24 protein-coding genes are annotated in these 26,492 nt (G+C 45.4%); 9 read left to right on the top strand and 15 right to left on the bottom strand.

The window, feature by feature from the left end; genetic code table 11:
• Positions 1 to 78: 78 nt before the first annotated feature.
• From FEF09_RS20850 to FEF09_RS20860, 3 genes are all read left to right on the top strand, one after another.
• On the top strand, positions 79 to 1,182 hold the full coding sequence (locus FEF09_RS20850; RefSeq protein ID WP_146306898.1) for an ABC transporter permease: 1,104 nt from the start codon (positions 79 to 81) through the stop codon (positions 1,180 to 1,182).
• A gap of 53 nt (positions 1,183 to 1,235) precedes the next feature.
• Entirely contained in the window at positions 1,236 to 1,778 is a 543-nt protein-coding gene (locus FEF09_RS20855) for an SRPBCC family protein (RefSeq protein ID WP_146306899.1), read from the top strand.
• 105 nt (positions 1,779 to 1,883) lie between these two features.
• Positions 1,884 to 2,384, top strand: a complete 501-nt coding sequence (locus tag FEF09_RS20860) for a DUF2911 domain-containing protein (RefSeq protein WP_146306900.1) — start codon at positions 1,884 to 1,886, stop codon at positions 2,382 to 2,384.
• A gap of 84 nt (positions 2,385 to 2,468) precedes the next feature.
• On the opposite strand, the gene FEF09_RS20865 is transcribed toward FEF09_RS20860, so the two are convergent.
• The 14 genes from FEF09_RS20865 to FEF09_RS20930 form a co-directional block, all read right to left on the bottom strand.
• On the bottom strand, positions 2,469 to 3,401 hold the full coding sequence (locus FEF09_RS20865; protein ID WP_261387637.1) for a hypothetical protein: 933 nt from the start codon (positions 3,399 to 3,401) through the stop codon (positions 2,469 to 2,471).
• A gap of 15 nt (positions 3,402 to 3,416) precedes the next feature.
• Entirely contained in the window at positions 3,417 to 5,231 is a 1,815-nt protein-coding gene (locus tag FEF09_RS20870; RefSeq protein WP_146306902.1) for a RagB/SusD family nutrient uptake outer membrane protein, read from the bottom strand.
• Positions 5,232 to 5,294: 63 nt separating this feature from the next.
• Entirely contained in the window at positions 5,295 to 8,426 is a 3,132-nt protein-coding gene (locus FEF09_RS20875) for a SusC/RagA family TonB-linked outer membrane protein (protein WP_261387638.1), read from the bottom strand.
• 88 nt (positions 8,427 to 8,514) lie between these two features.
• On the bottom strand, positions 8,515 to 9,090 hold the full coding sequence (locus tag FEF09_RS20880) for a discoidin domain-containing protein (protein WP_186774441.1): 576 nt from the start codon (positions 9,088 to 9,090) through the stop codon (positions 8,515 to 8,517).
• 701 nt (positions 9,091 to 9,791) lie between these two features.
• Positions 9,792 to 11,114 carry an ABC1 kinase family protein gene (locus tag FEF09_RS20885; RefSeq protein WP_146306904.1) on the bottom strand — a complete coding sequence of 441 codons (1,323 nt, stop codon included), beginning with the start codon at positions 11,112 to 11,114 and terminating at the stop codon, positions 9,792 to 9,794.
• Between the two features lie 7 nt (positions 11,115 to 11,121).
• The gene (locus tag FEF09_RS20890) at positions 11,122 to 11,748 is read right to left on the bottom strand and encodes a TetR/AcrR family transcriptional regulator (RefSeq protein WP_146306905.1); all 627 of its coding nucleotides are present in this window, start codon (positions 11,746 to 11,748) and stop codon (positions 11,122 to 11,124) included.
• A 140-nt stretch (positions 11,749 to 11,888) separates the two neighbouring features.
• The gene (locus FEF09_RS20895; protein WP_146306906.1) at positions 11,889 to 12,248 is read right to left on the bottom strand and encodes a hypothetical protein; all 360 of its coding nucleotides are present in this window, start codon (positions 12,246 to 12,248) and stop codon (positions 11,889 to 11,891) included.
• 29 nt (positions 12,249 to 12,277) lie between these two features.
• Positions 12,278 to 13,054 (bottom strand): hypothetical protein, encoded by a 777-nt coding sequence (locus FEF09_RS20900; protein ID WP_146306907.1) that lies wholly within the window; start codon positions 13,052 to 13,054, stop codon positions 12,278 to 12,280.
• Positions 13,018 to 13,788, bottom strand: coding sequence for a hypothetical protein (locus FEF09_RS20905; protein WP_146306908.1), 771 nt, complete (start codon positions 13,786 to 13,788; stop codon positions 13,018 to 13,020). The genes FEF09_RS20900 and FEF09_RS20905 overlap by 37 nt, the downstream gene beginning before the upstream one ends.
• Before the next feature lie 59 nt (positions 13,789 to 13,847).
• Positions 13,848 to 14,684, bottom strand: coding sequence for a hypothetical protein (locus FEF09_RS20910; protein WP_146306909.1), 837 nt, complete (start codon positions 14,682 to 14,684; stop codon positions 13,848 to 13,850).
• Positions 14,662 to 17,160, bottom strand: a complete 2,499-nt coding sequence (locus tag FEF09_RS20915) for a hypothetical protein (protein ID WP_146306910.1) — start codon at positions 17,158 to 17,160, stop codon at positions 14,662 to 14,664. The genes FEF09_RS20910 and FEF09_RS20915 overlap by 23 nt, the downstream gene beginning before the upstream one ends.
• Positions 17,161 to 17,865 carry a hypothetical protein gene (locus FEF09_RS20920; protein WP_146306911.1) on the bottom strand — a complete coding sequence of 235 codons (705 nt, stop codon included), beginning with the start codon at positions 17,863 to 17,865 and terminating at the stop codon, positions 17,161 to 17,163. It abuts the gene before it with no gap.
• On the bottom strand, positions 17,862 to 19,013 hold the full coding sequence (locus FEF09_RS20925; protein ID WP_146306912.1) for an AAA family ATPase: 1,152 nt from the start codon (positions 19,011 to 19,013) through the stop codon (positions 17,862 to 17,864). Before FEF09_RS20925 ends, FEF09_RS20920 begins: the two co-directional genes overlap by 4 nt.
• A 7-nt stretch (positions 19,014 to 19,020) precedes the next feature.
• Positions 19,021 to 19,650 (bottom strand): hypothetical protein, encoded by a 630-nt coding sequence (locus tag FEF09_RS20930; protein WP_146306913.1) that lies wholly within the window; start codon positions 19,648 to 19,650, stop codon positions 19,021 to 19,023.
• Positions 19,651 to 19,980: 330 nt separating this feature from the next.
• Between FEF09_RS20930 and FEF09_RS20935 the strand changes: the two genes are divergently transcribed.
• The 4 genes from FEF09_RS20935 (at position 19,981) to FEF09_RS20950 (ending at position 23,753) form a co-directional block, all read left to right on the top strand.
• The gene (locus tag FEF09_RS20935) at positions 19,981 to 20,748 is read left to right on the top strand and encodes a DUF1080 domain-containing protein (protein ID WP_146306914.1); all 768 of its coding nucleotides are present in this window, start codon (positions 19,981 to 19,983) and stop codon (positions 20,746 to 20,748) included.
• A 157-nt stretch (positions 20,749 to 20,905) separates the two neighbouring features.
• Positions 20,906 to 21,919, top strand: a complete 1,014-nt coding sequence (locus FEF09_RS20940) for a sensor histidine kinase (protein WP_186774442.1) — start codon at positions 20,906 to 20,908, stop codon at positions 21,917 to 21,919.
• Position 21,920: 1 nt separating this feature from the next.
• A complete protein-coding gene (locus FEF09_RS20945; RefSeq protein WP_146306916.1) occupies positions 21,921 to 22,697 on the top strand; it encodes a LytR/AlgR family response regulator transcription factor in 777 nt (258 codons plus the stop codon).
• 288 nt (positions 22,698 to 22,985) lie between these two features.
• The gene (locus tag FEF09_RS20950) at positions 22,986 to 23,753 is read left to right on the top strand and encodes a hypothetical protein (RefSeq protein ID WP_146306917.1); all 768 of its coding nucleotides are present in this window, start codon (positions 22,986 to 22,988) and stop codon (positions 23,751 to 23,753) included.
• Positions 23,754 to 23,836: 83 nt separating this feature from the next.
• Here FEF09_RS20950 and FEF09_RS20955 read toward each other — a convergent pair whose 3' ends face one another.
• Positions 23,837 to 24,541, bottom strand: a complete 705-nt coding sequence (locus FEF09_RS20955) for a DUF4397 domain-containing protein (RefSeq protein ID WP_146306918.1) — start codon at positions 24,539 to 24,541, stop codon at positions 23,837 to 23,839.
• Positions 24,542 to 24,779: 238 nt separating this feature from the next.
• Here FEF09_RS20955 and FEF09_RS20960 point away from each other — a divergent pair, with 238 nt between their 5' ends.
• Positions 24,780 to 25,592, top strand: coding sequence for an alpha/beta fold hydrolase (locus tag FEF09_RS20960; RefSeq protein WP_146306919.1), 813 nt, complete (start codon positions 24,780 to 24,782; stop codon positions 25,590 to 25,592).
• Between the two features lie 22 nt (positions 25,593 to 25,614).
• Complete coding sequence (locus FEF09_RS20965) at positions 25,615 to 26,445, top strand: hypothetical protein (protein ID WP_146306920.1); 831 nt, start codon at positions 25,615 to 25,617, stop codon at positions 26,443 to 26,445.
• Positions 26,446 to 26,492: the final 47 nt, after the last annotated feature.

The following is a 26,492-nucleotide window of genomic DNA, read 5'->3' on the forward strand; positions in this document are numbered from 1 at the left end:
CAGGTTTTTTTATGGAAATGGGTAAAACAATAGTAGTTTTAGGCGATTTTTCAAGAACAGATTCAGCGAAAGTTAAGTATGGCGGTTAAATATAATCAATGGAAGGCGCTGTTAGCCATGTCCAGGGCAAGCCTGAAAGGAATATTAAGAAGCCCTTCAGCGGTTATTTTCAGTTTAGGGTTTCCTCTGGTATTCATTCTGGTATTCGGCTTTATCGGCGATAATGGCGTATCGGTAAAAGTAGGGGTGGACGCTGCGACAGATACCACCAGTTACCTGTACAGGCAACTGGCGAAAGAAAAGAGCCTGAAGTTGCAGACGGGTCAGCCGGCTGCAGAAATGGAAGAAGACCTGAAAAAGGGACATATTACTGCGATTATCCGTATTACATCTCAGTCAGTGGATACCAATGCGCCTGCCTGTAGTGTGAAGGTGCGTACCTCCAAAGCGGCGGTTGACAAGATTTCCCTGTTCAATTCGATCCTGACAGGTGTCATATATAAGGCGGATGACAATTATTATCCAAGGCAGTCCATTGCAAAACTGGAACCAGTGGAAGTACTGCCCGGCCGTCGTTACCGTACTATTGACTTTATCTTACCCGGTCTGCTGAGTTTCTCTTTATTAAGCGCTGCGGTATTCAGTACGGCTTTTCTGTTTTTTAACCTGCGCCAGACACTGGTGTTAAAACGTTTCTTCGCGACGCCTATCCGTCGTCTTTATATTGTGTTGGGTGAGGCGTTGGCCCGTCTGGTGTTTCAGGTAGCCGGTGCTATACTGATCATTGCGATCGGTTATTTTGCTTTTGGGTTTACGTTGGTGCATGGATGGAGTACCTTTTTTGAAATGTTGTTCCTGACCGCTTTCGGGGTGGTCGTATTTATGGGTTTTGGTTTCGTGGTGAGCGGTATTGCTAACAGCGAAAGCACCATCCCTCCTATTGCGAATGTGATCACTTTGCCACAGTTCCTGCTGGCAGGTACTTTTGTATCGGTGGATTCCTTTCCATCATGGTTACAGCCTATTTGCCGTATTATGCCGCTGACTTACCTGAATGACGCTTTTCGTAAAGTGGCCTTTGAAGGACTGCACCTCTGGAATGTAGGGCTGGAGCTCGGGGTGATCACTGCCTGGGGTATTGTGGTGTATATTGTGGCAGTAAAAGTATTCCGCTGGGAGTAGACCGGTAGAAGGAGATTTTGAAAGCCGGTCTGTTGCCGGAGAAATCAATAGATATGCGTTTTATTAAATTATTATTGTTAAGTGGCATTGTTTTCGGGACATTGATATTCCTGATATCCCTTTTATTTCCTTCAACTGCTATTGTTGAGCGTTCCGGTGTGATCGATGCGCCTATGTCAACTGTATATTCCCATATTAATGATCTTTCCACCTGGCCTTCCTGGAATCCCTGGGCGGCACCGGATGTGGCGCAAAAGATCGAATTTTCCAGTCCTGCTGTTGGAAAAGGGGCCTATTATATCTGGTCAGGCGTGCATAACGAGCATCCTGTTTCCGGTAAGGTAACTATCAGCAAAAGTGAGGATGGTAAGGAGCTGGTATACAATCTTGATTTCAGCAGTATGAAACCGATGACCGGTACTTTTGAGATCAAGCCATCAGCTGATGGAAATGCGACCGCTATTCAATGGAGGGTGGAGACAAAACTGGGGATGTTGCCGTGGTGGAAACTGAGAGGATTTCTGGCAGATAAACTGACCGGGCCTCAGCTGGAAACTGGTCTGACAAAGCTTAAGAATATTTGCGAGAAGAAATAGACAGGACGCTTACTGCCGGGTTCCCTAATTGTTATGGGCGGTAGTGTTGTTTGACCGAAAGGATGTACTTTCATAGAATTCTGAACAGTAAAATAACACATTACTATGAAACACGTTCTCTTATTCTTTGCATTGCTGGCGGGCACCAGCAGCTTTGTTTCCGCACAGGAAAAGAAAGCGCCGCAAAGTCCACGCGTGACTGCTGAAGGAAAAAATGTTACAGTAGCCTACGGACAACCATCTAAAAAAGGCAGAGTTATCTTTGGTGAGCTGGTACCCTATGGTAAAGTATGGCGTTTGGGCGCTAATGAAGCCACTGAGATTACTTTTGCGAAAGACGGTAGCTTTGGCGGTAAACCCGTAAAAGCAGGTACTTACACTTTATTCACTATTCCGGAAGCAAACGAATGGACATTCATTCTGAACAGCGAGCTGAAACAGTGGGGTGCTTACAAATACGATGAGATCAAAGGCAAGAATGTACTGGAAGTAAAGGCGAAAGCTACTAAAACCAGCGCACCTGTAGAAAAGCTTACAATCACTGTACCTGCTAATAAACTGGTAGTAGAGTGGGATGAAGCGCATGTTGAAGTGCCTGTAAAATAAGATAGAACAGATTCCATCTTAAAATAGAAAGCGCCTGCCTTGCGGCAGACGCTTTTTTTATAAAAAAACGAAACAACAAACTGATTAATAGGTGATGTTCGGGAAGTCTTTGCGAGCCTGTTCGAACTGCACTGTCCAGTCCTGTCCTTTCTCATCATTAGTACCGAAAGCATCCAGAGCCAGTTGTTTCAGATTGGCATGAGCGGCGCCGCTCCAGAAGTGTACAAATTCACCCATATTCAGGTCTCTTGTATATTCTTTACCAAGGGAAATTGTTCTGGTAGGGAACTGCTGTGATAATAAGGTAAAGAAGCCATTCAGCACATTTTTACCACCGTGATCGCGGTAAATAGGATAGAACCAGTTTTTAAACCATTGTGTACCCGCTTTCGGATAGTTGTCAACTGCATTCATTTTGTCATTGTACCAACGTTCTGCTTCTTTATCCCATCCCAGATTCTTGTATACATCATACTGGTAGATCTCCATCCATTTACTGTCATGCCAGATGGCCATAGCAGGGGAGTTGTGCGTGCCTTTGGACGCTCCTTCCACGATATGACCTACTTCATGCGCTACAATGTCGAGGTTCCATCCCGTACTATCTATCCATGGATTGTTGGATCCTACATCGATCATATTGCGGTAGTCATGGCTGGCATCAAAGAAGGTTGATGGGTGGCCACCGCCATATTTGTTGAAGTGAAGGATTACGGAAAGGCGTTTGTCCTTGTCCTGTCCGAAGGCACCATAAGTCGCTTTGGTATACACCCAGATGGCGGTCATGGTACGTTGTGGCCAGGTAATGTCTTTAGGAACATCGTCATCGTAATATACTCCTACTTCACTATTGTAGGATACTAATTTCACCAGCTGATTATGTTCAAACCAATGCTCCTTCCATGTGGAAGAAGGAGCATTGGGATCAGCCTGATTGCCTGTGAGTTTTATTACTTCCTTTTCGGCTTTGCCGCAGGAAGTTAAAAGTCCCAGAAGCGTTAGACTAAAAAATAGCATTCTCATAGGGTTTGCTTATTTCCAGCCTGGGTTCTGAACCAGGTTAGGATTGATCAGGATTTGTTTATTTGGTATAGGGAACAGATAGTCTTTATCAGTAAAGATGCGGTTTTCGATCTGTGTTTTCTGATAGAAAGCAGTACCATCACCGTTCATGTTCATACCATAGATCGGGCCGTTGTTGGTAGTTTTAGCAATTTTCCAGCGACGGGTATCGAAGTAACGTACGCTTTCGAATGCCAGTTCTACTCTTCTTTCAGCACGAATGGCTTCACGCATTGCATCCTGAGAAGCAGGAGCAGGAAGCATACCTTCACCGCTACCATATTGTGGGATACCAGCGCGTTCACGGATCAGGTTCACATATTTCAGGATGTCTGCATTAGCAGGAGAAGATTCGTTCAGTGCTTCTGCATAGTCCAGGAAAATGTTTGCTAATCTAAGCATCAATGCACCACGAGGGCCATTTTCATTCGGCATTACATCTTTTCTAACGATATAACCTGTAGGAGATACGTCGGAAGTACTTTGTTTTCTGCCGGAGTTACCACTGAACTCCATGTTGGTGATGATTGTGCTGGAACCAGTCTGATACAACCAGTAACTATTGTTGTAAGTAATACCAACATAGAAACGAGGTTCTCTATTTACCCATTGATTGTAGGTATTTCTTGCAGCGTTGTCAAAAGGTGCTTTGTAGTTGGAGAAGCCACTGGCTACGTAACCGGATGCAGCGTCTGAGATCGGACGGCCGTTAGCCATAAAGTAAGCATCTACCATTGCCTGAGTAGCACCGTTTGCACCTGCACCATGTTGTTCCGCAGGGAAGCCTGCATGGAATGGTGTTCTGTCGTAGCGCATGAAGCTACCAGAGTTGGAGCGTGCGTAGATCCATTCCTGATTCCATTCGGTCGTCATTACCTGGCTGCAGGAATTGTAGGCTGCAGTGAAGGCATCCGGACCGGTGGCTGTGAACAGGCTATATTGGCTCGGAACGTATGTATCAAGGAATTCTTTGGCGGCAGTGGCAGCTCTTGTCCATTTAGCCGCATCAAAGGTTGTATTTACGAGTGCCGTACCATCCGCATTTTTGAAGTTAGCATAGTCAGCATTACCATTCCACAGTGGGCTGGCAGCCAGCATGAGTGCTTCTACTTTGTATGCTTTCGCAACACCGCTGGTGATCCTTCCATATTCTGTACCTCCCGGAATTTTTTCTCCCAGATCAGCAGCAGCTTTGTCCAGTTCATTTACGATGTAGTTGATACAGGTGTCCATGTGAGCACGCTTAAGCTGTAGTTGGTCAGCTGGCGTATTGATATCAATCGGATCTTCACCCAGAAGGATTACCGGACCGTAGATCTTCACCATGAAGAAATAAAACATAGCGCGCAGGGCACGTGCTTCTGCTTTATATTGCTTTTTAAGACCGTCATTTACTTCTACCGGATTGGCGTTGTCGATATTCTGTATAAAGTAGGAAGCATTACGGATCGCTTTATAATAGTTCGTCCAGTAGGTTTCTACTTCACCATCAGTACTGGACCATGCACCGGTATTCATATTATTGGTATAATTGAATGACCATGTATACTTGGATTCGTCTGATCCTGCATACCACGCGCCTGAGTTCTGGTTACCTGTAAAACGCTGTTGCAGTTCGTTTGGCAGGGAGAAATAGATATTCGCGAGGAAGTTATCCGTATTGGTTTTTGACTTGAAGATGTCGTCAATGGTGAGGATATCATCAGGCACCTGATCAAGATATTTGTTACAGGCGGTGATACCCAGCGCTATTACGGCAGAAAATATTAGAAAGACTTTTTTCATGTACGAGTGTTTGACTTGGTCACATATCCCGCTATATGCATAACGGGCGATTCAAAACCTGTTTTAGAAGTTAGCCTGCAGACCGAAGTTTACAGATCTGGTGTTTGGATAGTTGGTACCATTGCTCGTGTTCAGCTCAGGATCCCACAGCTTGAATTTGCTCCAGTAGAACAGGTTCAGACCCTGCACATACAGGCGGGCATTTTTAATATGTGCTTTTTTCATCAGACCCTTTGGCAGGTTATATCCGAAATCTGCAGTTTTAAGACGCAGGAAGCTGATATCTTTTACCCACCAGCTGGATTCCTGTGAATTATTCTTGTTGGCAGCGTTACCGTATGCCAGACGAGGATAGAAAGCGTTCGGATTAGGATTATCTTCTGTCCATCTGTCTTCTGCTATTGCGAACAGGTTACTTCTTTCAGGACCGGTGCTGTTGTTGAATGGAATAATACCATCGCCCCCCAGCAGTCTGTCTGCGCCGGCAACACCCTGGAAGAATGCACCGATGTAGAAGTTTTTCCATGTCAGGTTCAGGCCGAAACCATATACAGTAGTAGGAACGTCACCGTTACCGATGCGTTTTCTGTCATTTGCTGTGATCACACCATCACCGTTCAGGTCAGCATATTTGATATCACCAGGATGCACCGTACCGAATAAAGACTGGTTAGCATGTTTGTCGATATCTGCCTGATCAGCGAACAGTCCTTCTGCTACATAACCAAAAGTGGCGTTGTAGTTGGTACCGCGTGTTTCCATATAATCATATGGTTGCTTTGGCTGATCGTTTTCGATCACTCTATCTCTATTATATGTGAAGGTAGCGCGACCATCCAGTGTCATATTTTTTGCGATTTTCACAGGAGACATTTCGATGGTTGCATCGATACCCTTGTTCTGGATGATACCGAGGTTACCCCATGGACGGGAGTTCAGACCTACGAAAGAAGACAGTGATTCTCGCTGCAGGAATACGCCGGAACGTCTTTCTTTAAATACGTCTGCAGTAACGGAGATATGTTCGTTCAGTGTTTTGAATTCAATACCAAGGTCCTGTTTGTGAGAAGTAGCCCAGGTTACGTTGGAACCGTAGTCGGTGATTACAATACTTCTTCTGCCAACCGGGTTACTGTTTTTACCGAAATCCAGACCAAGGTCCTGTGGGTTACCGTTCGCATCCAAAGGATCCTGTGCAACCAGTGTCAGGTAACCGAAACGACGGCCACCGTTACCACCATCACCCACTTTACCATCGGAGTAACGAATCTTCAGGAACTGTATGCTGCTTTTTACACCTTCAAAGAAGTCTTCATTAGACACTACCCAACCCACACCAAAAGATGGGAAGAAACCGAATCTTTTGGATGGTGCGAAGTTCTCAGAACCATTGTAACCAAAGTTTGCCTCAACGAAGTATTTCTCATCGTAAGAGTAGGTACCTCTACCTGCTATACCAAGGCTACGGTATGGAATGGATCCGGTCAGGTCGTTAGCGAATGCCTCTGTACGCTCACGCTGGTTGTAGAGCATCATTGCAGTCAGGTGACCTTTCTTACCAATATTCTTGTCATAGTTTACAGCACCTTCCAGATAGAACTGGCGTCTGCCTCCATTGGAACGGTCATATTGCAGTTCGTCGCTACCATTGGAGATCAGGTTCAGGTTGATACTGCCATCAGCATTGTAAGGACGTACTTTATTGATCAGGTATCCGCTTCTGTTACGGAAACGGCTGATCTGGTGGTTATTGAATACGTCAAATGAGAACAGGGCGTAAGCGGATAAACCTGGCGTGATTTCACTCAGATCCTGGGAAATACGCGCATTTGAATATACCTGGTTGTTGAAGGTATTTTTGAAACCTGTCTGGGTAACCTGTGCATACGGGTTAGGTTGTGCACCCTGTGAGTTCACACTTGGTACCAGATTACCCGGGTACATGATTGGATACAACACCGGATTAGTCTGCATTACGTTTCTGAATGCGTCTTCAGGGTTGACATTCGGCGTATTTACAGAACTGATATATCCCTGGATACCAAGATCGAATTTGGTTGTCTTAGTCCAGTTCATATTCGTGTTGGAAGTAAAGTTGTAACGTTTGAAACGGGTAGATGCATCGTAGGTCTGTGATTTGTCGGTTCTCAGCAAACTTGACTCATCGTAGTAGCCCAGCGACACATAATACGTTGCATTATCAGAACCGCCACGTGCACTGAAGTTAGCGCGTCTGTTGGTACTTACGTCTTTGAAGAGTGCATCCATCCAGTCTACATCCGGATATAAATTCGGATCCTGTTTCAGAATAGTTGCATTGATTGTATTATTGGAGTATTCCGGATTCAGGCCGGTATTGCGCTGTGCTTCATTACGCAGCATCATGTACATCACACCATCAGTCAGCTCAGGTCTTTTAGTGAAAGAAGTGATCCCCTGATTGTAGTTGGCCATCAGGGTAGATTTACCTGAAGTACCTTTTTTGGTTGTGATGATGATAACACCGTTCGCACCTGCCACACCATATACAGCAGTAGCAGCAGCGTCTTTCAGTACGGTGAAGGATGCGATGTCTTCCGGATCGAAGGCGTTGATATCACGTCCCTGTACACCATCCACTACGATGAGCGGTGAAGCACTGTTACCGGAACCATTGAAGGTAGCGATACCGCGGATCCACAGGTCAGCACCATTAGAACCTGGCAGACCGGAACGCTGAACACCTACCACACCGGCAAGGCGACCAGCGAGGGCAGCACTCAGATTCGCCACGGGTTGTTTCAGGTCTTCCATTTTTACGGTAGACTGTGCACCCACGAGGCTGATCTTTTTCTGCTGACCGAAACCAACTACTACTACCTCATTGAGGGAGCTATTGGTGGCCTTCATCGTAATATCAAAATCAATCGTCTTGTTGATTACAAATTGAAATGGTTCATATCCCACGAGGCGGGCTACGAGCGTATCACCTCTTTTGGCCGCGATAGAGAAATGACCTTTATCATCAGTAGGTACACCCGACTTTGAAGTCTGGTTGATGATCATCACACCTGGCATCGCAGCTCTCAGTTCATCCTTTACATTACCGGTGATGGTGATTTTTTCGGCTTGCTGTGCGACAACCGCCGTAGTGACAAATATACCCGACAGGCATAGGCTACCCATCGCAATAGATTTTCTAAAATTCACAAGCATAGTTGCTTTGTTTGGTTGATTATGGAAAATATTATCATTTACAGAGCGTAAAACGTGTCAGATAGATCCGCACGTCAAAACAACCTGATTACTGTTTTGGTCTTTTGATCAGACGCCATTCTGCCATCTGGAAAAGGCCACTTGTACCACCTTTCAGCTCGGTAATCGCCAGACGATAGTACTTATAGGACTCGGCATTGGTATACTCGAAGCGAACAGTTTGTTTTCTTTCTGTGAACATATGATCGGTTCTGGTATCCAGTTCTTTCCATGTGTTCAGATCATTTGACGCCAGTATTTTCCAGTTTTTAGGATCTCTTCCATCAGCGTCGTTGGCAGAAGTGAAAGTGTATGCATCTACTCTTTCAGGATCCTGAAACTCCAGCTGGATGTAAAAAGTAGGATCGAATGTGAAGATGAGGAATTTAGATCCGAGGTCATTGTCAATCAATCTCCTTGAACCTTCACCTGCATTCGGACCGCCAGTGTTTTCGATGCTTACTGTCATAGCGATGTTAGCTTCCGTCACATCCATCTCAACTTCCGGATCAGGAGGGAGTAATTCATAGACGCGTTCTTTCTTTTTGTCGCATCCTGCGAGAACCGCCATTATCAGCGCAAGAAAGACCAGTGCTTTAATGTTGGTTAGTTTGTAAATCTTCATGTTCATATCGATTTTGGCTTGAAGTGCATTGTTGTATTGCTCGTTCACTATGGCGTATAAAAATCCCTTTCCGTTCCCATCGCTTTGTGTAAAACGACAGGGCAGACGATAGCCGGTCTCTTTTTTATCAGAGACGATTACAAGAAAAAATAATTAAGCATTACTGCCTGGTTCCCTTAAAAGTATAAGATGACAATTTACTTCCCCCATTTTGTGGCTGATTATTATTTTTTATAACGACGAACTAGCTATTCCTTAGGGATAGAATCAGTTATACGGCATAGGGCTTATAACTGCTATCTGCTTACATACATTGATTTTGGTCTCTCCTTTAACTCTCTCTCACAACTTAGAATTCTCTCAGCCATAGTACGAGGGATCATTTTTATGATCTGCATTACTTAGTATCAACGTTTTCGGTAATGTTAATCAGCGTATTTTCCCGACCCTATAAAAATAGTAGGATTTGTTTTCCAAACCTGTTAACAGATTTTAACAGAATGTTAACGGAGTTTTAATTGAAATATAAAAATGTTGTTTATCAGTTAGTTACGTATTAGTTGAGCCCTTCTTTTTGTTAAAAAAAATTAAAATGGAATTGGAAATGAGCACTTATACAATAAAAAAGCCGGTACTTTAATATAACCTTAGCGGTTATATAAGTACCGGCAATAGCATCACTTAATATAGTAGTAGTCCTTTTATACAGGGCGTAACATGCTTTGTATACGGGCTTCACTGGTGAAGATCTTCGCTTTCAGATCACTGAGAATGGAGTATAGACCAAAATAGGTCCGGTTCACATATAAAGAATGTCGTGATCCTCTCGCGACCTTGGAATCTCTTACTTCTTTAAGATTGTACAGGTAGTCCATGTAGGCGTAGATCTCCGCAAAATAAGTTTCGTCTCCGAAATCAAATTCTTCCTGAGTAAAGGGAAGTGTCAGCATATCGATCATCTTCTGGAAAAGTCCTGAGAAGAATACGATTTCTTTTTCTGTGTCATTCGGATGTATCATCTCGAGGTTCAGATAGATTTCTTTCCGTCTGGCTTCATCTTTCAGTACTTCCTTGTCAACCAGCAGGAAGTAATTGGCATAAAAGTCCTCCGGAATTTCCTTGATACATCCAAAGTCAAACACGCCGACAGTACCATCTTCCCGCATCAGGAAATTGCCCGGATGAGGGTCTGCGTGTACTTTCTTCAGTGCGTGTACCTGGAACTGGTAGAAATCCCAGAGTGCCTGTCCGATCTGGTTTCTTGCTTCCTGCGAAGGATTGCGCTCCAGAAATTCTTTCAGGTGGAATCCTTTGAGCCAGTCCATCGTAATGATCCTGTCGCTGGATAGTTCAGGGTAATACACCGGAAAGACCAGATTCGGGATATGCGCACACTGGGCTGATACTTCCATTGAGCGGCGCAGTTCCAGTTTGTAATCTGTCTCTTCCAGCAATTTGCCTTCGATCTCCTCAAAATATTTGTCCATATCCACTTCATTCATGCCCACAATACGGATGGCGAAAGGCTTTACTATACGGAGATCTGATTTTACACTGTTAGCCACACCGGGATACTGAATTTTTACGGCCAGATCTTTTTCCCATTTCACGGCTTTGTGTACTTGTCCGATAGAGGCGGCATTGGATGCCTGCATTTCGAACTTGTCATATAATTGTGTAGGGGTTTTACCCAGTGTTTTAACGAATGTATTGATCACCAAAGGGCCTGAAAGGGGTGGTGCGCTGTATTGCGACATAGCAAAACGCTCGGTATAGGCTTTTGGAAGCATTCCCTTGTCCATACTGAGCATCTGTGCTACTTTTAGTGCACTTCCTTTAAGATTGCTGAGTGTATCGTAAATGTCCTCCGCGTTGTCGGCATGCAGTTCTTCTCTGCTGGTGGAGGGATCTATGAGTTTTTTTGTATAGTGTTTGAGGTAATTGGTACCTACTTTTAATCCAGTTGTAACAAATTTGCTGGCACGTTCAACTTTTCCGGTAGGGATGTTAGTCTGTTCTTTCATCACATTGTTATTTCCTTGCAAACATGAATTTTCCGAAGTCGAGGATGCTGTCAAGTGTATTAGAGCTGATCAGCTGGAAGCTGAGGTTAACGGCTTTTTCTATGGCGGCATCTGTCATTTCGAAGCGTTCACTGTCATCTTTTGTCCAGTAGCGGAGTACAAACAGGGCCTGTACCCAGAAGCCATGTACATACTGATCTGAAATATACTTGCGTTCCTTGATTTCACCGGTCTGATAACCTTCTTTGATCAGTTCGCGGATATAATCGTAAAACGCGATACGGAAGGATTCCAGTTTTTCCAGATGCAGACCGGGCATCAGGTATTGTTCTTTTTGCTGGAGAATGTAGCTTCTGTTTTCACGTAGTTGCTGTACCCACAGGAAGTAAAAGGTCAGGAGCTTTTCCCGGGCGGAATAGTTCCGGTAGATTTCATCTTCTTTCAGCTTGTCCAATGTTTCCTCAAAGAAAGAGCGCCAGATGTCTTTTTCCAGAGAATCGAACGAGGAATAGCCGTCGTAAAAGGTGATTTCCGAGATATCCAGCTGTTGGCAGAAGGCATATACAGAAACGGGTCTTTTACCATTTTCCAGCCAATATGTTTTATAAGCGTCGCGTATGAGTTTTTTATCCATGATCCATGGTTTGGCGTGTAAGAAAAAACATGACAACAGGTGACGCGGGTTAAACGTCACCAGCTATTACAAATTTACGCCACAAACGCCGGATTAAGATCAATCTCCCGCCGTGGACTGTTAATAAAACCCTAAATTGATCAGGCAGGACGATCACCGGTTTCGGCCACTGTAACTCTGCCTTTATCATCTACCAGCACAACCGTTCCGGCATCGCCCGTAGGCAGGATAAATCTGACCTGAGATGCCGTTTTTAGCTCCCTGATTTTTTTTGTGGAAAATTCATATACCTGAGCACCAGAAGGTTCGGTTGCCATGACCAGCAGGGATTCTGACAACAGTAGCCACGGTAATGTATTCGGCCCGGGATTAAAATGGTTTGTTATCTGGAATCCCTGACTGTCTTCTCTTACTAAAAAACAACCCTTTTTCGTCGATACCACGAGTGTCGTACTAAGGGAATGCTGGAAAATGGTCATATTGTCGATATCGGTCTCCATTTTCAGCACAGCAGTACTGCCGAGGCTCTCTATTCTGTATAAACGTTCCCCTGAAAGAGGTAAAAAGGGTCATTACCATAGATCTGGTAAGGTGCTGATCCTCTCAGGAGTATGACGGGTTCGTTATTTGTTTCATTGAAGCATCTGGTGAGCACTTTTTCGCCTTCCATATTATCATCCTGAAGATAGAGTTCCCCGGTGTTTTTATCAGCAATGAACAATACCGGTTGACTATCCAGATCGTTTGTTACGCCCAGCAGTTCTTGTCCGGCAGAAAAGTCAGTGGTATCCAGCTTTATATGGCTATGAAAAGGGCTGACATGTGGCAGGTCGGGGACACCGATATCAATAACCCCCCGGTTTGTTTTCAGGAACATCGTCAGCTTGCTGTGCCGCATATTTCCGCTGATGGGGAAGTAAGGCTGAAGGGTGACTTCTCTTTTACGTCTGACCTGTTCTGCCAGATGCCGGCTTTCCCACGAATAGTATTTCTGATGGCCTTGCAGGGTCATGCGTAGCACAAAGACACGGGCGGACAGTTTACCTACGAACAGAAGCTGCTGCATCGATGCCGTTGCGCCATACCATTCGATATCTTCCCTAAGCCGGAATCCCTGTGTTGTTTTAATATTTGCTTCCGGGTATTTCTGGCGGTCGTGATAGCGTTGAATATCGTGCTGAACCTGTTTATCTTCCGGCAGGATCCTTTTCAGGAGGTTCAGTTTGTTGGTGTCGCCCTGTTCTATCTGAGGACTGATCACCTCATAAGTTATTTGTGTGGTGACATTGCCGGCTTGTTCGTCCATTTGTTCACGGAAGTCGAGTAAATGGACAGGAACTGGTCATATCGCTCCTGCGGGGTCTTTTCGCTATATATGCTGCTGATCTTTGCTGCCAGTCCGGTTTTATCCTGCTGGTTATTGATCTCAAGATATCTGATCAGGCAATTTCTGCCATTATAGTCATTTTGCCAGCCATTTGCGAGTATATTGGTAGCGGCGGTTGTATCTGCTGTTTTTTCATGCAGGATACGCGCTGCCGCCAGATAGTCCCGTGTACCCAGATATTGTTCTACTGCCAGCTGATAGTATTCGAGTGCGCTTTCCCGTCGGGAAAGTTGCATCAGCAGATCCCCTGTTTTCTCAAATTTCTTTTGTTCTTTATAGATTTTGATGGCTTCCAGCAAGAGTCCGCCCTGTTCATAACACCTTGCTGCTTCCAAAGGCTGGTTGAGATGACTTTGGTAGAGGATGGCTGCTTCGTGATAGAACTTTCCCTTTTCCAATAGTCTTGCCGCCTGCCACAGATCACCCAGCAGGTGTGCATAGATATAGGCTGCCTGCCGGAAATCACCTTCTTCAATCGCTTTCCGTGCCTGTTCCTGATATTTTTGTCTCAGCCGTTCTCCCTGATTTTCACTGGCATGCCATCCGTCTACGCTGTGGGCGCTGAACAGACCACTCAGGCTGAAGTTGGTGTTGCGTACACTCAGGCGGTCAGATGGCGGTGCTGTGCCTCTACCCGCTGCATTATCTGACAAGGGAATAGCGTATTTCAGTGCCTCTCCGGGGTTTGTTTCAAATAATTTAAGCAGGCGTTCTAATTCACGGTCTCTTTAGCCTGCAGGTCCTGCATCATTTTTTCAAGGCCACGTTGTACATATGAGCTACCAGATCCACCAGATCCGCCAGCACCTCCGCGAACGGATCTGCCACCACTTCTTTCTGATGATGCAGTACGGCCACCGAAAGAGAATAATTTTAAAGCGGAAAGGAATTTACCAATTATACTTTCACGGAAAAATGATGCCTGCTGACCGGAAGTATCCGGGTTTTCGTCAGGTGGAAGACCAGACAGGATAGTACCATCCTCCTGCGGTAAGTCATATAATGGTCTGGGGGCATCTCCGTTTCCCAGTAATTCACTGATATTGGCGGTTGTGGCAACCTGCGTAATGCCGATATTGGTTAATCTGGCTATAGGCGGCATACCGGGATGCGCATGATCCCAGGAACGCGTTAGTTGTTTTCCGGCATTTACCAATACTGACAGGCTGATTTCATCCCGTATCTCGAAACCAACAAAACCTATTGCAGGATGTAATATCTGGCGGTGCCAGATCAGGAGGTCTTTCATTTCTGCCGGAGAGATGGCTGGTGTGATACGCGCATTGACAGGAATAAAGCAATTCCCGTTAATGACAGTATAGGGATGACGTATTTTTTCGGGTGATGGGAGCTGATTTTTGAAAACAACCAGCAGACCACCCGCTTCTTCTGTGTTTTTGTGTTCCGGTAATAGAAAGCCGGAGAGCCCTGTCAGAGGGATCTGCCATTCATTCATTTCACGGAACCATTCCTCCGGTGTATTGCCGCGGAGGAAAGCAGCGCCTGTGTTGTGCAGGATCTGTGCATCATATTGCAGCTGCAGTAACATATTTCTGGATTATGTGTATAAATGGACGAATATATTTCTGATGGAAGGCCATTATTTCTACCACTTTAGCGTCTTCCGGTCTTAAATATGGGTGTCCGCAGGTATCCCCATTGGAAGCCCAGCAGGAAATGCCGATGTTCACCATTACAGGGAGCGCTATTTCAGGTAATGCCTTATTAGAGCTACGGAGGTAGAGCATATGGCGTACTGCATCAAACCATGCCTCACTACCATCCGGCCAGTGGTATCGCAATAATGGTTGTCGCAGGTCTTTTACTTTCAGCTTTTGCATCGTGCTGATGATGTTATGCTCCGGTGCAGGGCCGTTAACAGGAATGAATTCAACTTTATTCTGGCTGAAGATCAGTTCATGCCTGTTGACTTCAAAGTTTCCATTGTCATTGATGGCGATATGTTTGATCTTACTCACCATATCATATGCCGCTGAGCTGTTGCTGTAAACGTTGGTTGACATCAATGTCATTGAACGGATATTGTCGAGCTGTGTTCGCTGCAGGCCAGGAGGTGCAGCTGTCAGTTCTCTACTGTACACATTCAGTGAATAGATGCCGTTGGCCGTTTCAAAAAGGAATGACTTATCATTAATACTGAATTCAGTTCTGAATATTTTACCGATGCTTGTTTCCTGTATCAACTTAATCGTGACCGGATGGCTTGACAACTGTCGTGTCTTTTTATCCAGGTGGCAGATGATGAAGGCTTTGGTATGCCTGTCCCGGAACTGGATGAAGAAATTGTTTTCATCATGTCCGTAGTTATAGACTGACATATACGCTTCGGGGAACAGGGACATCATTTCCAGAGCTCCTTTATGTTGATTCTGCCAGTATACCAGTTGTCGCTGGTCTGTTATGCAGATACCACTATGGTCCTTTGAGGCAATACCGTTGTAGCCATAATTGCGTCTTGCCGGTAATAACAAAGGAAAGGGCACGTGTTCGAGGAACAGGGGAATATCCAGCATTGTGGGAGTACCTCTGAAGCTATGTGTGAGCGGCTGTTTTTTAGCACGTGGAGGAGGCGGTTCCAGATTGATACGGGCAGTGCTGAGTAGCTTTCTGTGTCCGGAGAGATACCTGTACAAGTGAACTGTCGCATCCCGTTCTATTGTTACCAGAAATCCATTGTGCGGACGCAAGGAGGCAAACGCATGTTGAAAGTCTGTTTCATGGAACAGCTCTTCGCTGGTGATCAGGAAAAATTCGTGGTCATTGCTGAGTGTATGCAATTCATTAAATGCCAATAAAGCATTGGCGCTGCGCAATGCCGGCGAAAGTACGTGCATGGACTTTACCACATCTTTTTTATTGGTAAGGTCAATGGTTTTGCATTGGTCTCCTGCGAGGGCATAGCTTGTGATAGTGGCCTGCTGTTTCTTATCCACGATGGAGGCCAGAGTAGTGGATACGGCCAGCATATGCGGCGTTCCCCACATTTTTATACTCTTGTCAATCAGTATAAAACGGTGTGTATGCAGTTTGTCGGGGATTTCTTCCCGGCGAAGGTATAAGGCTTCATTGTTGGCCAGTCTTGCCATCAGCACATCATCTTCATTGGCCAGTTCACTGAGCAGCAGTTTATCAATAGTGCCTTTATTGGTAATATCAGACACACCACCGATCGTTCTGTCTCCCGCCCGATTCGTATGCATGGGCAGATGAATGGCTGCCATCAGGCGTTGGGTCAGTAATGCAATATATGCGGTGTTGTCATCTTCTGCCAGTTCTTCCAGCAGGTCTTTTTCTCCTGCCTGTGGCGGCAAGGGTAATGCTTCCGGCATCTCTACAGGTGCCAGTGGGGGAGGAGGTGTAGCTGGTGTTTTGATCCGTGTTTCCAGTTCCTGTTCCAGCACATCTGTATAAGGATATTTATGCAGGATACGGGACATGATACGGAGGTCCGTGTTTGCCTGTGTATTCGACCAGTTATTATCGTCTATTCGTGGTGCACAATAATCTTCGGCTGGCAGTTTTTGAAATATAGCGATCATTTCCTTTCCGGAACCATTCGCCAGTGCCAGTGGAATCTGTTCAAAAAGGCAGTTGAAGAGTATGGTACGTTTATCCTCGTGCCAGTATTGGCGGGACAGCGGATATAACAGGTCAACAAATGAGCTTAACAGGTTGGAATCATCCGTCAGATCTTCAGGATTGGAGCGGTATAACCAGCTTTCGGGATTTATCATGGCACGCCATAATTCCTGCTTTAATACGTCCGGGGTAATACCTTCCCGTGGCCGTTGTGTATCCACTTTACCGATCATTAAAATGATCAGCAAAACAGATAAGGGAGGTGTTGTCGCATATTCCTGCGACAGGAGACCGATCAATTCTTCTTTGAAACAGATTGTGTTTCCTTTGGCAAATTCTATGACAGTGCCGTCTTCTGTCCAGTGCCAGAAATAGTCTTTGGGTGCACTGAAATAAGCGATGGTTCTATCGTGCAGATTTTCCATTTAAAGTACATTGGTGAGGCGGATGGCGCTTCTGGTTGCCATTACAAAACAATTCATGGGAATACGTTCCCATTGTCCGTCCGGATGAAACAATATCATGGCGTCTTTATCTGCGGCAAACTGCTCTATGATAAATGCGCCAGCCATTGACGGATCGAAATCATAGCCGGCTGGCAACAGCAGATTGTTTCTGACCACATAAGCCTTTCCCGGCAGGGAGGGTACAGGAGCGCCGATTACCAATACTTCTTCCGATTCGCATACTGCAAAACTGAGTTGCTGTAATCTGATCAAAGGGGCATTGTCAGCGTATGCTTTCCAGTGTGCCAGATTGGTGATAACAGCTGCTGGTTCTGTAGTCTGTGGTGCAGGGGTGAGTTGTATCGTGAATGTCTGCCGGGTTTTTCCCGGTAAGGCAGAAACAGGCAATTCTACTGTAAGAAAAGACGTCAGGGCTTCCCATGTCATTCTTTTAAGTGTATCGTGCGGTGTTTGCCGGCCGGGCAGGAATAAGCGTCCTTCGAAATCCGCGAGGTAAGTATGTTTTACAGGCAACTTACGCAGCCGTATATCTGTACTTTCCGCCGGGATGCCTCTTACCCAGATGTCATCTCCTGAGAGAGCTACCTGCAGATCCGGCCAGGTGCGTATGTTTCCCAGTGTTTCCAGTTGTGTCAGGGGAAGCACGATGATCATTTCTTTCATGCTGATTGCATTATCTTCTTCCAGAGTGCGTCGATAGGAGTCAGTACATAGCTGCGTTGTGTGTTGTTGCTGATCCACTCACAGCGGCTATTGATGCTGCGTAGTCTGTCTTTGATCTGTGCACGGGTGGCTGCAGGTGTATCCGGATTGTCCCATTGCTGCTGCAATTGTTCCACTTCCCGGTACAGGGCTTCGGCATCTGGTGTGCCGCTGTTGTTGGCGCGTGGGTGTTCCTGTGGATGCTGTTCACCTTTCGCAATTATGGCATTTACGATACCTGCGATGATCTCAATCTGTTCTTCCGTATCCCAGATATAGCGCAGTATCCACAGATCAGAGAGAATAGCTTTATCTCTTCTGCAAAGCAGGGCACTGGCGGCTATCAATCGTTGCAGTTTTACAGCGCGTCTGTCAGATATCTGTATACCTGCATTTCTGAGTTGCTGTATCAGGGAGATATATTCGGTCCTTATACTACTGAGATCTATGGTGGTATTCAGCTGCTGTAATGCACGAAGTTCTTCAGCGGCTATTCCTTCACGTTTATTATCTGTTTGCTGTTCCAGTCCCCATCCGGCCTGCAGTACACTATCCAGCATCACCGGATCAACGTTACTACAGCGTACTCTTATCAGGAACCTGTCGAACAGTGCCTGCAGTGCCTCATCTTCCGGGAGGTGGTTGCTTGCACCGATGAAGGTCAGGGCAGGTAGCTGACGGGTTTCTTTTCCTCTACGGAATATTTTTTCATTCAACGCCATGAGCAGGCTGTTTAGAATGGCGCTGTTGGCATTTAGTAATTCATCCAGAAATACCAATGAAGCTTCCGGCAGCATACCGTCTGTATTGGTGACAAGGTCGCCGTCACGCAATTTACGGATGTCGAATGGTCCGAATAGTTCATTGGGCTCGGTAAAGCGGGTCAGCAGGTATTCAAATGTTTTCAGGTCCAGCTGGCGTGCGAGTTCGCGTACCAGAGCACTTTTGGCGGTACCCGGGGGACCGAACAGAAAAAGGTTTTCTCTTCCTGCCAGACAAATTCCCATCAGGTCAATAATGTCATCTTTTCCTACGAATGTGTCTTTCATGCGTTGAAGTACATCATTCAGCTTGTCTATCAGTGGTGATTCAACGGTTAATGGTTCCATATTGTTGTTATGAAGCAGTAAGATCAATTTTAAATTGTGGCCAGAATTGTACGGCGTACATACCGAGGGCTTCTTCTACCATTGGGAGGCATGCCGGATGCCGGCATTTCTCATAGTCTTTTGCCAGGATGATCCGGTCGATGTAGGTGCGTTTCAGAGAGGGATGTTCCAATATGGGAGACAATCCTTCTGCCGGGACTTCCGGAATGGCGGCGGCCGATAAAGGCCATTGTGCGGCCAGTGCGGTAAGTGTTGTTACCAGAGGATCTTCCGGAGAAATACCTTTTGCCAGCAAGAATATGTCCGGGAGGTATCGCAGACAAAGATCTGCGGAATAGCTTGCCGCAGGAGTCTGTTGGTCATCGAAAGGGGGCAGGTAACGCGTTAACGCTGTTGCTTCCAGATGTCGTAGCAGCAGGAACTGGATGGTCCGGTACAGATAAGCTGCCGCCCAGAGTGCTGCTTTTTCATCATATGGGGGCGCCTGTCCCGGCATTTCGTTGATATCGTCGGTATAGTATTGCTGCAGGTGTACCTTTGCCAGACGTATTTCTTCCTCGTCAAAATCCTGCAGTGCATGAGCAACCCTTACTTCTCCCTTATTAATCAGTGATGATATAAATTCACTTAGTGTCATGGTATTAATGTGTTGGCGCAGACGTACCCGCCATGGTGTTAGCCATTGCTGAAAACCGGTAATAGTCCTGGGATGATGTAAATGCGCAGGAGGCGGTCCTCCAGATGCCAACCTGTCCCCGGGGTGGTCAACAAGAACAATAATTCTCTCACATACGATTAACTGCAAGTCCAAGATACGACTTATAGAATTATATACAAATATATTGATATATGGATGGTTTATAGTGAGGGGCCAACGACAATCTTCCTGAAAAAAGACTTAAAAATGATGACTGGATTGTTATTTGTGATATCTATTTTTAATTTAGGGAATTAAATTAAAGAGATCATGTACAAGAAAACGTTAACAACGGCAGCTGCTGTTGTGCTCTCAGCCACGTTATTTGCGCAGTCAAAGCCTGAAGACACGGAAGTATGGGAACCGGTTCCAACAGTTGTTACACCCGGTAAAACAGCCGCAGATGCGCCATCAGATGCGATCGTATTATTTGACGGTAAGAGTCTGGACCAGTGGGTATCTGTAAGTAACCCGGAGCAGCCTGCGAAGTGGAAAGTAGCAGGAGGCATCTTCACTGTAGATAAAACGACTGGTAACATCCAGACAAAAAGATCCTTCACTAACTATCAGTTACATGTTGAATGGCGTGTACCTAAAAATATAACCGGTACCGGGCAGGGCAGGGGTAACAGCGGTCTGTTCCTCGCGTCTACAGGTGCAGGTGATGATGGTTATGAATTACAGATCCTTGACAACTTCAACAACAAAACATATGTAAATGGTCAGGCGGGTAGTATTTATAAGCAAACCGCTCCGCTGGTGAATCCTAACCGCAAGCCAGGCGAGTGGCAGACGTATGATATTATCTGGACGGCTCCCCGTTTCAACAGCGATGGTTCATTGCAGTCACCTGCCCGTGTAACCATATTCTTTAACGGTGTGCTGGTACAGAACAATACCGAGCTGCACGGACCAACCAAATACATCGGTAAAGCTTCTTATGACAAGGCACATGGCGCCTGCCCGATCAAATTGCAGTCCCATGGCGATAAGAGTGAGCCGTTGAGCTTCAGAAATATCTGGATCAGAGAATTATAGTCTGTTACAGACAGCCGCGATCGATATTGCAGCAGTAAATCGCTTTCGCCTGCCGGCGGAAGCGATTTTTTATTTCACCCCTCTCTTTTACAGCTTCCCCCTTATTTTTTTATACATTTAGCGCAGGTGTTGTTCATTTGCATCTATGACTGAGCCAATGGGAAGAATGTTATATATCTATAGCTCCCTGTTTATTGCCATCGCACTGAATATTGCCCGTCTGCTTGCGCTGAAGGAAGACAGTGTAATGGCGAGATACATGCATTTCAACATGGGGGAATGGTTATTTCAGACCGGCGTGAGCTTCCTGTTTTGTCTGTTGGTATTCCTGCTGGCGCAACATCATTTTCAGGGTCCCTTCCGCAGGTGGAAATGGATCCGGGAAGGGCGGACCGCTTTATTACTCCTGCTGTTATTTTTCTTTTTTACGACGGTCAGTATTGGTGTACAGCGCCGTTTCTTTGGACAGGGGTTACTGCCGGGGAATGGTATCGGCATAAAGTTTATGCTCATACTTATACTGGCAGGCATTGAATTGAAAATTGTGAATATTCTGCGTATGGCGAGGTCCAGTGAACTGGAAAATGTGCGTCTGCGTAATGCGCATCTCAAAACAGCACTTGAACTGCTGAAGGGACAGTTGCAGCCGCATTTCTTTTTTAATGCGCTGAGTAGTCTGTCTGGTGTTGTCAGGGAAGATCCGACAAAGGCACAATATTACATCAACCAGCTATCCAAAGTATTCCGTTATTCGTTGCAGCGTGAAGATAATCATCTGGTGTCTTTGAAAGAAGAGCTGGAGGCTGTACGTGCTTATGCGGCCTTGTTGAAAATGCGTCATGAAGCGGGCTTTGAATTGCTTATTGATATACCGGAGGCACTGTTGACAGAGAAGCTCCCACACATGTCTCTTCAACCCCTGATGGAAAATGCGCTGAAGCACAATGTTGTTACGGTGTCCAGCCCTTTACTTGTCAGTGTTACTGCTGAAAGGAATGGGGATAGATGGTGTCTGTTAGTCCGGAATAATCTACAGCCTTTATCATTTTATCCGCCGGGTACTGGTATCGGATTATCTAATCTGAATGAGCGTTATCGCATATTGCTGGAGCAGGAGATCAGTATCAGCAAAACAGCAGCAGATTTTATTGTAAAACTACCATTGAAATAATATGTCTTTACGTGTCGCGATCATAGAAGATGAACCAGCCACCGCCCGTAACCTGCGCTATATGATACAGGATGTGGCGCCTGACAGTGAGGTACTGGCAATACTGAGTGGTGTGGGAGAAGCGGTAAACTGGCTGCAGCAACATATGCAGCGATGTGACCTGTTGTTTATGGATATCCGTCTTGGAGATGGACTTTCTTTTGATATTTTCACGAAGATAGATGTCTCTTTGCCGGTGATCTTTATTACGGCATATGATGATTATGCACTGCAGGCATTTAAGGCCAATGGTATTGATTATATTCTGAAACCGGTGGATGAGGAGGATCTGAAGAACGCTATTGCGAAATTCAAACGTTTACATCAACCGTTTGCAGATACTGCGGGATACGAGGCGCTGCTGAAGATGGCAGCGGGTATGAGAGAGGGGCCTGTTAGTTACAAACAATCTTTTCTCGTGCATAGCCGTGATAAACTACTGCCCTTATCTGCCGGCAATATTGCATGGTTTTATACCGCCAATGAACTGGTGTATGCGGGGACAGTTGATAAGCGGGAATTTATCATTGATTTTACGCTTGAACAGTTGCAACAACAGTTGGATCCTGCGATCTTCTTCCGGGCTAACAGACAGTTTATAGTACAGCGATCAGCCATACAGGAAGTAGATTTTTATTTTAATGGGCGTTTGTTATTGAAGGTGAATCCACCTGCAAGAGAGCAGATACTGATCAGTAAAGCGAGGGGAGGAGAGTTTAAGCATTGGATGAATGTGTAAGAGAGCGTCCGGGGATTCTAAATGAATTTTGAATTGAGTGATAACCGGACTGTAAGAGAAGCGTATTTTTTTGTCAGATTTCTCTTTCTGCATTGATTATCAGGAGAAAGTTTTATCACAATTGTCATGAGAACAATAGAATTGTAAAATCTCCGTTTATATTATGATTTAAAATTATATTATTATAGATTTGTGAGACAAGGAAACTGTACTTAGCCTACGTGTGAATGTAAAGAAGCATCAATCATTAATATATCATCAACATTAAATTCCAAAATGTCGCAATCTATGAAAAGACAAAACCTCTCTTTCGCAAAGGGAAGATCTACACTGTTGTTCCTGTTGGTAGCTGCCGGTATTGCTGTTGGCGTAACTTCCTGTTCTAAAAAGGACGATGACAAAAACACTCCGGGCGTAACCAGCGAAAATGCGGCTGTAATGGTAACTCAGTCTGTGACTGCACAGGGTGGTCTGACCGATCAGATCTCTTCTGCAACCATGGCTGTGGCTAATCTCGAAGCAAGAAAAGCATCTGGTGGTAAACTGAGCGACTTTTGTGGTAAGTCTGAAAAAGATTCTCTTAAACTTGCTGGTGATGGCCAGAACTTCAGCTTTGACTATGCACTGTACTGGACATATGGCCTGACTTGTCAGCAGACTATCCCTTCACAGTTTGACTTCTCTTACTCCGGCCGTGTTGCACTGGCAATGGAAAAATTTGCTACATCCAGCAAATTCTCTTCAGTATATACACTGAGAGGTCTGGGTGCAAACAGCGCAAACTGGGAGATCAGCCAGAAATATGACGCTACAGGCGACCTGACTTCTAAAACTGCTGAAATTCCTTCTTACTCCAGCGAAATTCACTACGAATCAACTAACATTAAAGTGAATAAAACAACACAGGAAATCGTTTCCGGTAGTGCTGCTGTAAAGATCACAGGTAAGGACAGCAAAGGTAATGCGTTCAGCTATCAGGGTATTATCACTTTCAAAGGTGGAAGAAAAGGTACATTCGTTGTGAACGGCGGTGGTACTTTCGACCTGCAATGGTAATTATCTGAAAAGATATAAAAAGAAAAAACCCGGTTGCTATGGCAACCGGGTTTTTTTATGCAGGTGTGTATGATCCTGATGTACTAGTTATTAGCCATTACATTTAATGCAAATGGTTGTTCCAGTACTGGTGTTGGCGTCAGTAATCCCTGTGCAACAACTGTATAAATTTTACCAGCTTCCAATACAATACCTGTGCGGCTGATGGCAGTCTCTCCGCTGCTTGCATTATTAAGTTTCAGTGTGTAGGTTCCTGCTGCCATTTCTTTGAATTCGGTAGCCGTTTTGTAGCCTGTACCGGTGAACAGCAGGCTGTCATTTACGAGAAAGTTAACGGGAGGTGCATCGCTGCCTGCGTGTACAAAACGAATTTTCGCTTTACCACTTGCAGGTGCCCCGAGATTGTCTTCTGCAAGGATACCTACAGTAGCATTACCATCTGTTTCACCAGTAGCAAACAATGAATAACTACCACCTTTAAACTTAACAGGTGCAGACAATACCGTGTTGCCGGTAGCGGTAGATTTAAAATCAAAGGTTGCATCGCCATCCTTTACATTCAGATAACCGGTAGATTCGCCATAGCCGATAGCGGAAGCAGTGATCTTGCTGGATCCGTTGTATACATCTACAGATCCTGCATCAGGTAAAACGTTTACAATTTTGACAGTTGCATCCGGGTCAACAGTGGAATCATCATCGTCTTTGCTGCATGATGAGAAAGCAATTAATCCTGTCAGGGCTAACATGGTTAACAGACCCTTGCTGGCATAATTCAGAGGTGTCATAATTTTGGAGCTTTTAAAAAATGAACAATGATTTTACTCCTCTAAAAACATAAACTGTGCCATCGGAGTTACAAGTGTGCTGTTTTACTGATATAGTCCGCTGTTTAGTGGCAATTTTACACATCTTGTCCTGTCGTGTATGCTTTTATTCCTCAGATCATGTAAGTCTGTTTAACCACATAATTTGCGTATTTTAGCTGAAGTGTAAGCTATCCCTGTTTCTAATATTCCATATCGTATGAGCAGCACAGCAAGTGTAACACAGAAGAATAATATACACATCTGCGGTAACCGGAACGCAGCGCAAACAATCATCTTCGGCCATGGCTTTGGATCTGACCAGACGGCGTTTGATCCTCTGGTAAAAGCTTTTGAACAGGACTATAAGATTGTTTTGTTTGATAATGTCGGTGGTGGGAAGGCTGATATCGAAGCCTTTCATCCGTCCCGTTACAGTAATATGCAGGGATATGTGACAGACCTTTCGGATATCATTAAATCTTTGCAGCTCTCTCATATTATATACGTGGGCCATTCTGTGAATGGTATGATCGGGCTGCTGACTGCGATTAAATACCCTGATTGTTTTGATAAACTGATTCTGCTGGGCAGTAGTCCGAGATATTTGAACGATCCTGCAAGTGGCTACACCGGTGGGTTTGACATGGAAGCACTCAATGGTTTATACAATGCAATGAGTACAAATTATTATGCATGGGCCAGCGGATTTTCTGCGCTAGTGATGAGGAATGCTGACCGGCCTCACCTGGCTGAAGCATTTGCAGCATCCTTATCGGTGATACGTCCGGATATTGCATTGTCAGTAGCAAAGGCTATCTTCGAGATGGATCACCGCGAAGATCTTGCAAAGTGTAGCGTACCTTCCCTGATTGTACAGACCACGGATGATGTAGCTGTACCGCTGGTAGTAGGTGATTATCTTGCACAACATATACCCGGCAGCAAAAAAGTAAATGTATCCGCAACGGGACATTTCCCCCATGTGGTAGCGCCGCTGGAAGTGATCAGCGCTATCCGTAATTTTATATGACTACAACCAAACATCACACATTTTGGCAAGCTGGGAACGAAAAGCATTGACCTTTATCAGTCAGACTAGTGAATGGGACAGACGGAGAGACATCCGTACTTTTTTATCATTTGGTATCTCGTTATTACGTGAGCTGACCGGGGCTTATATGTCCCTGCAGCTGGACTTTGAGGATAGTTACACGGCCAGAGTAAAAGGCGCAACGCCTGTTTACCTTGATGAGCTTATTTTCAATCCCGGGCCGATACATCAGCTATTGGAAAAAGCAGGCCATCGTCCTATCTACTGGACGCAGATTCCTGAAAAAAACGCATTTGAAGACCTTTTTGAGGCACTTTCCTCGGCTGTCATTATACCAGTCCGTGCGGGCGAAGTAAACGCCTTAATCGTGCTGGGATGGAGTGATATTCAGGCTTGTGACCCCTCCTTCCGTGAATTTATGGATACAGTACGTACCCGGATGGAGGAAGTGTGTCGTCAGGCACAGATCGAACATACTTCAGATAAGGCAATTACCCGTTATACCTCCATTCTTAATACACTCTCAGAGGCGCTTGTCTTTATCGGCGGAGATGGTTATTCCGGTTGGGTGAACATCGCAGCTGCGCAGATATTACAACTGGAGGGGCCCGGGGAATATGCCCCTGCGGTCCTGTCAGGTGCGATGGCTGTCCTGATCCAACAGGCGCTGAATAAAAGTGAGATTGCAGGACTGGCAATGCAGGCATTTGCGTCACCGGCCAGCAGGGTGGAGAATATGATCTGGAAGATGGTGGACAGAACGCTGGAGGCAAGTTGTCTGCCGGTAGAAGGGAAGGGGAAGTTATGGAGGATAGTGTCGGTTAAGCAATAGTGAATCAGCAATTAAAGTGTTGTGGAAATTGGTGTAAAATGATATTG

The organism is Chitinophaga pinensis (assembly GCF_007896845.1).
In the GTDB taxonomy this organism is placed as follows: domain Bacteria; phylum Bacteroidota; class Bacteroidia; order Chitinophagales; family Chitinophagaceae; genus Chitinophaga; species Chitinophaga pinensis_C.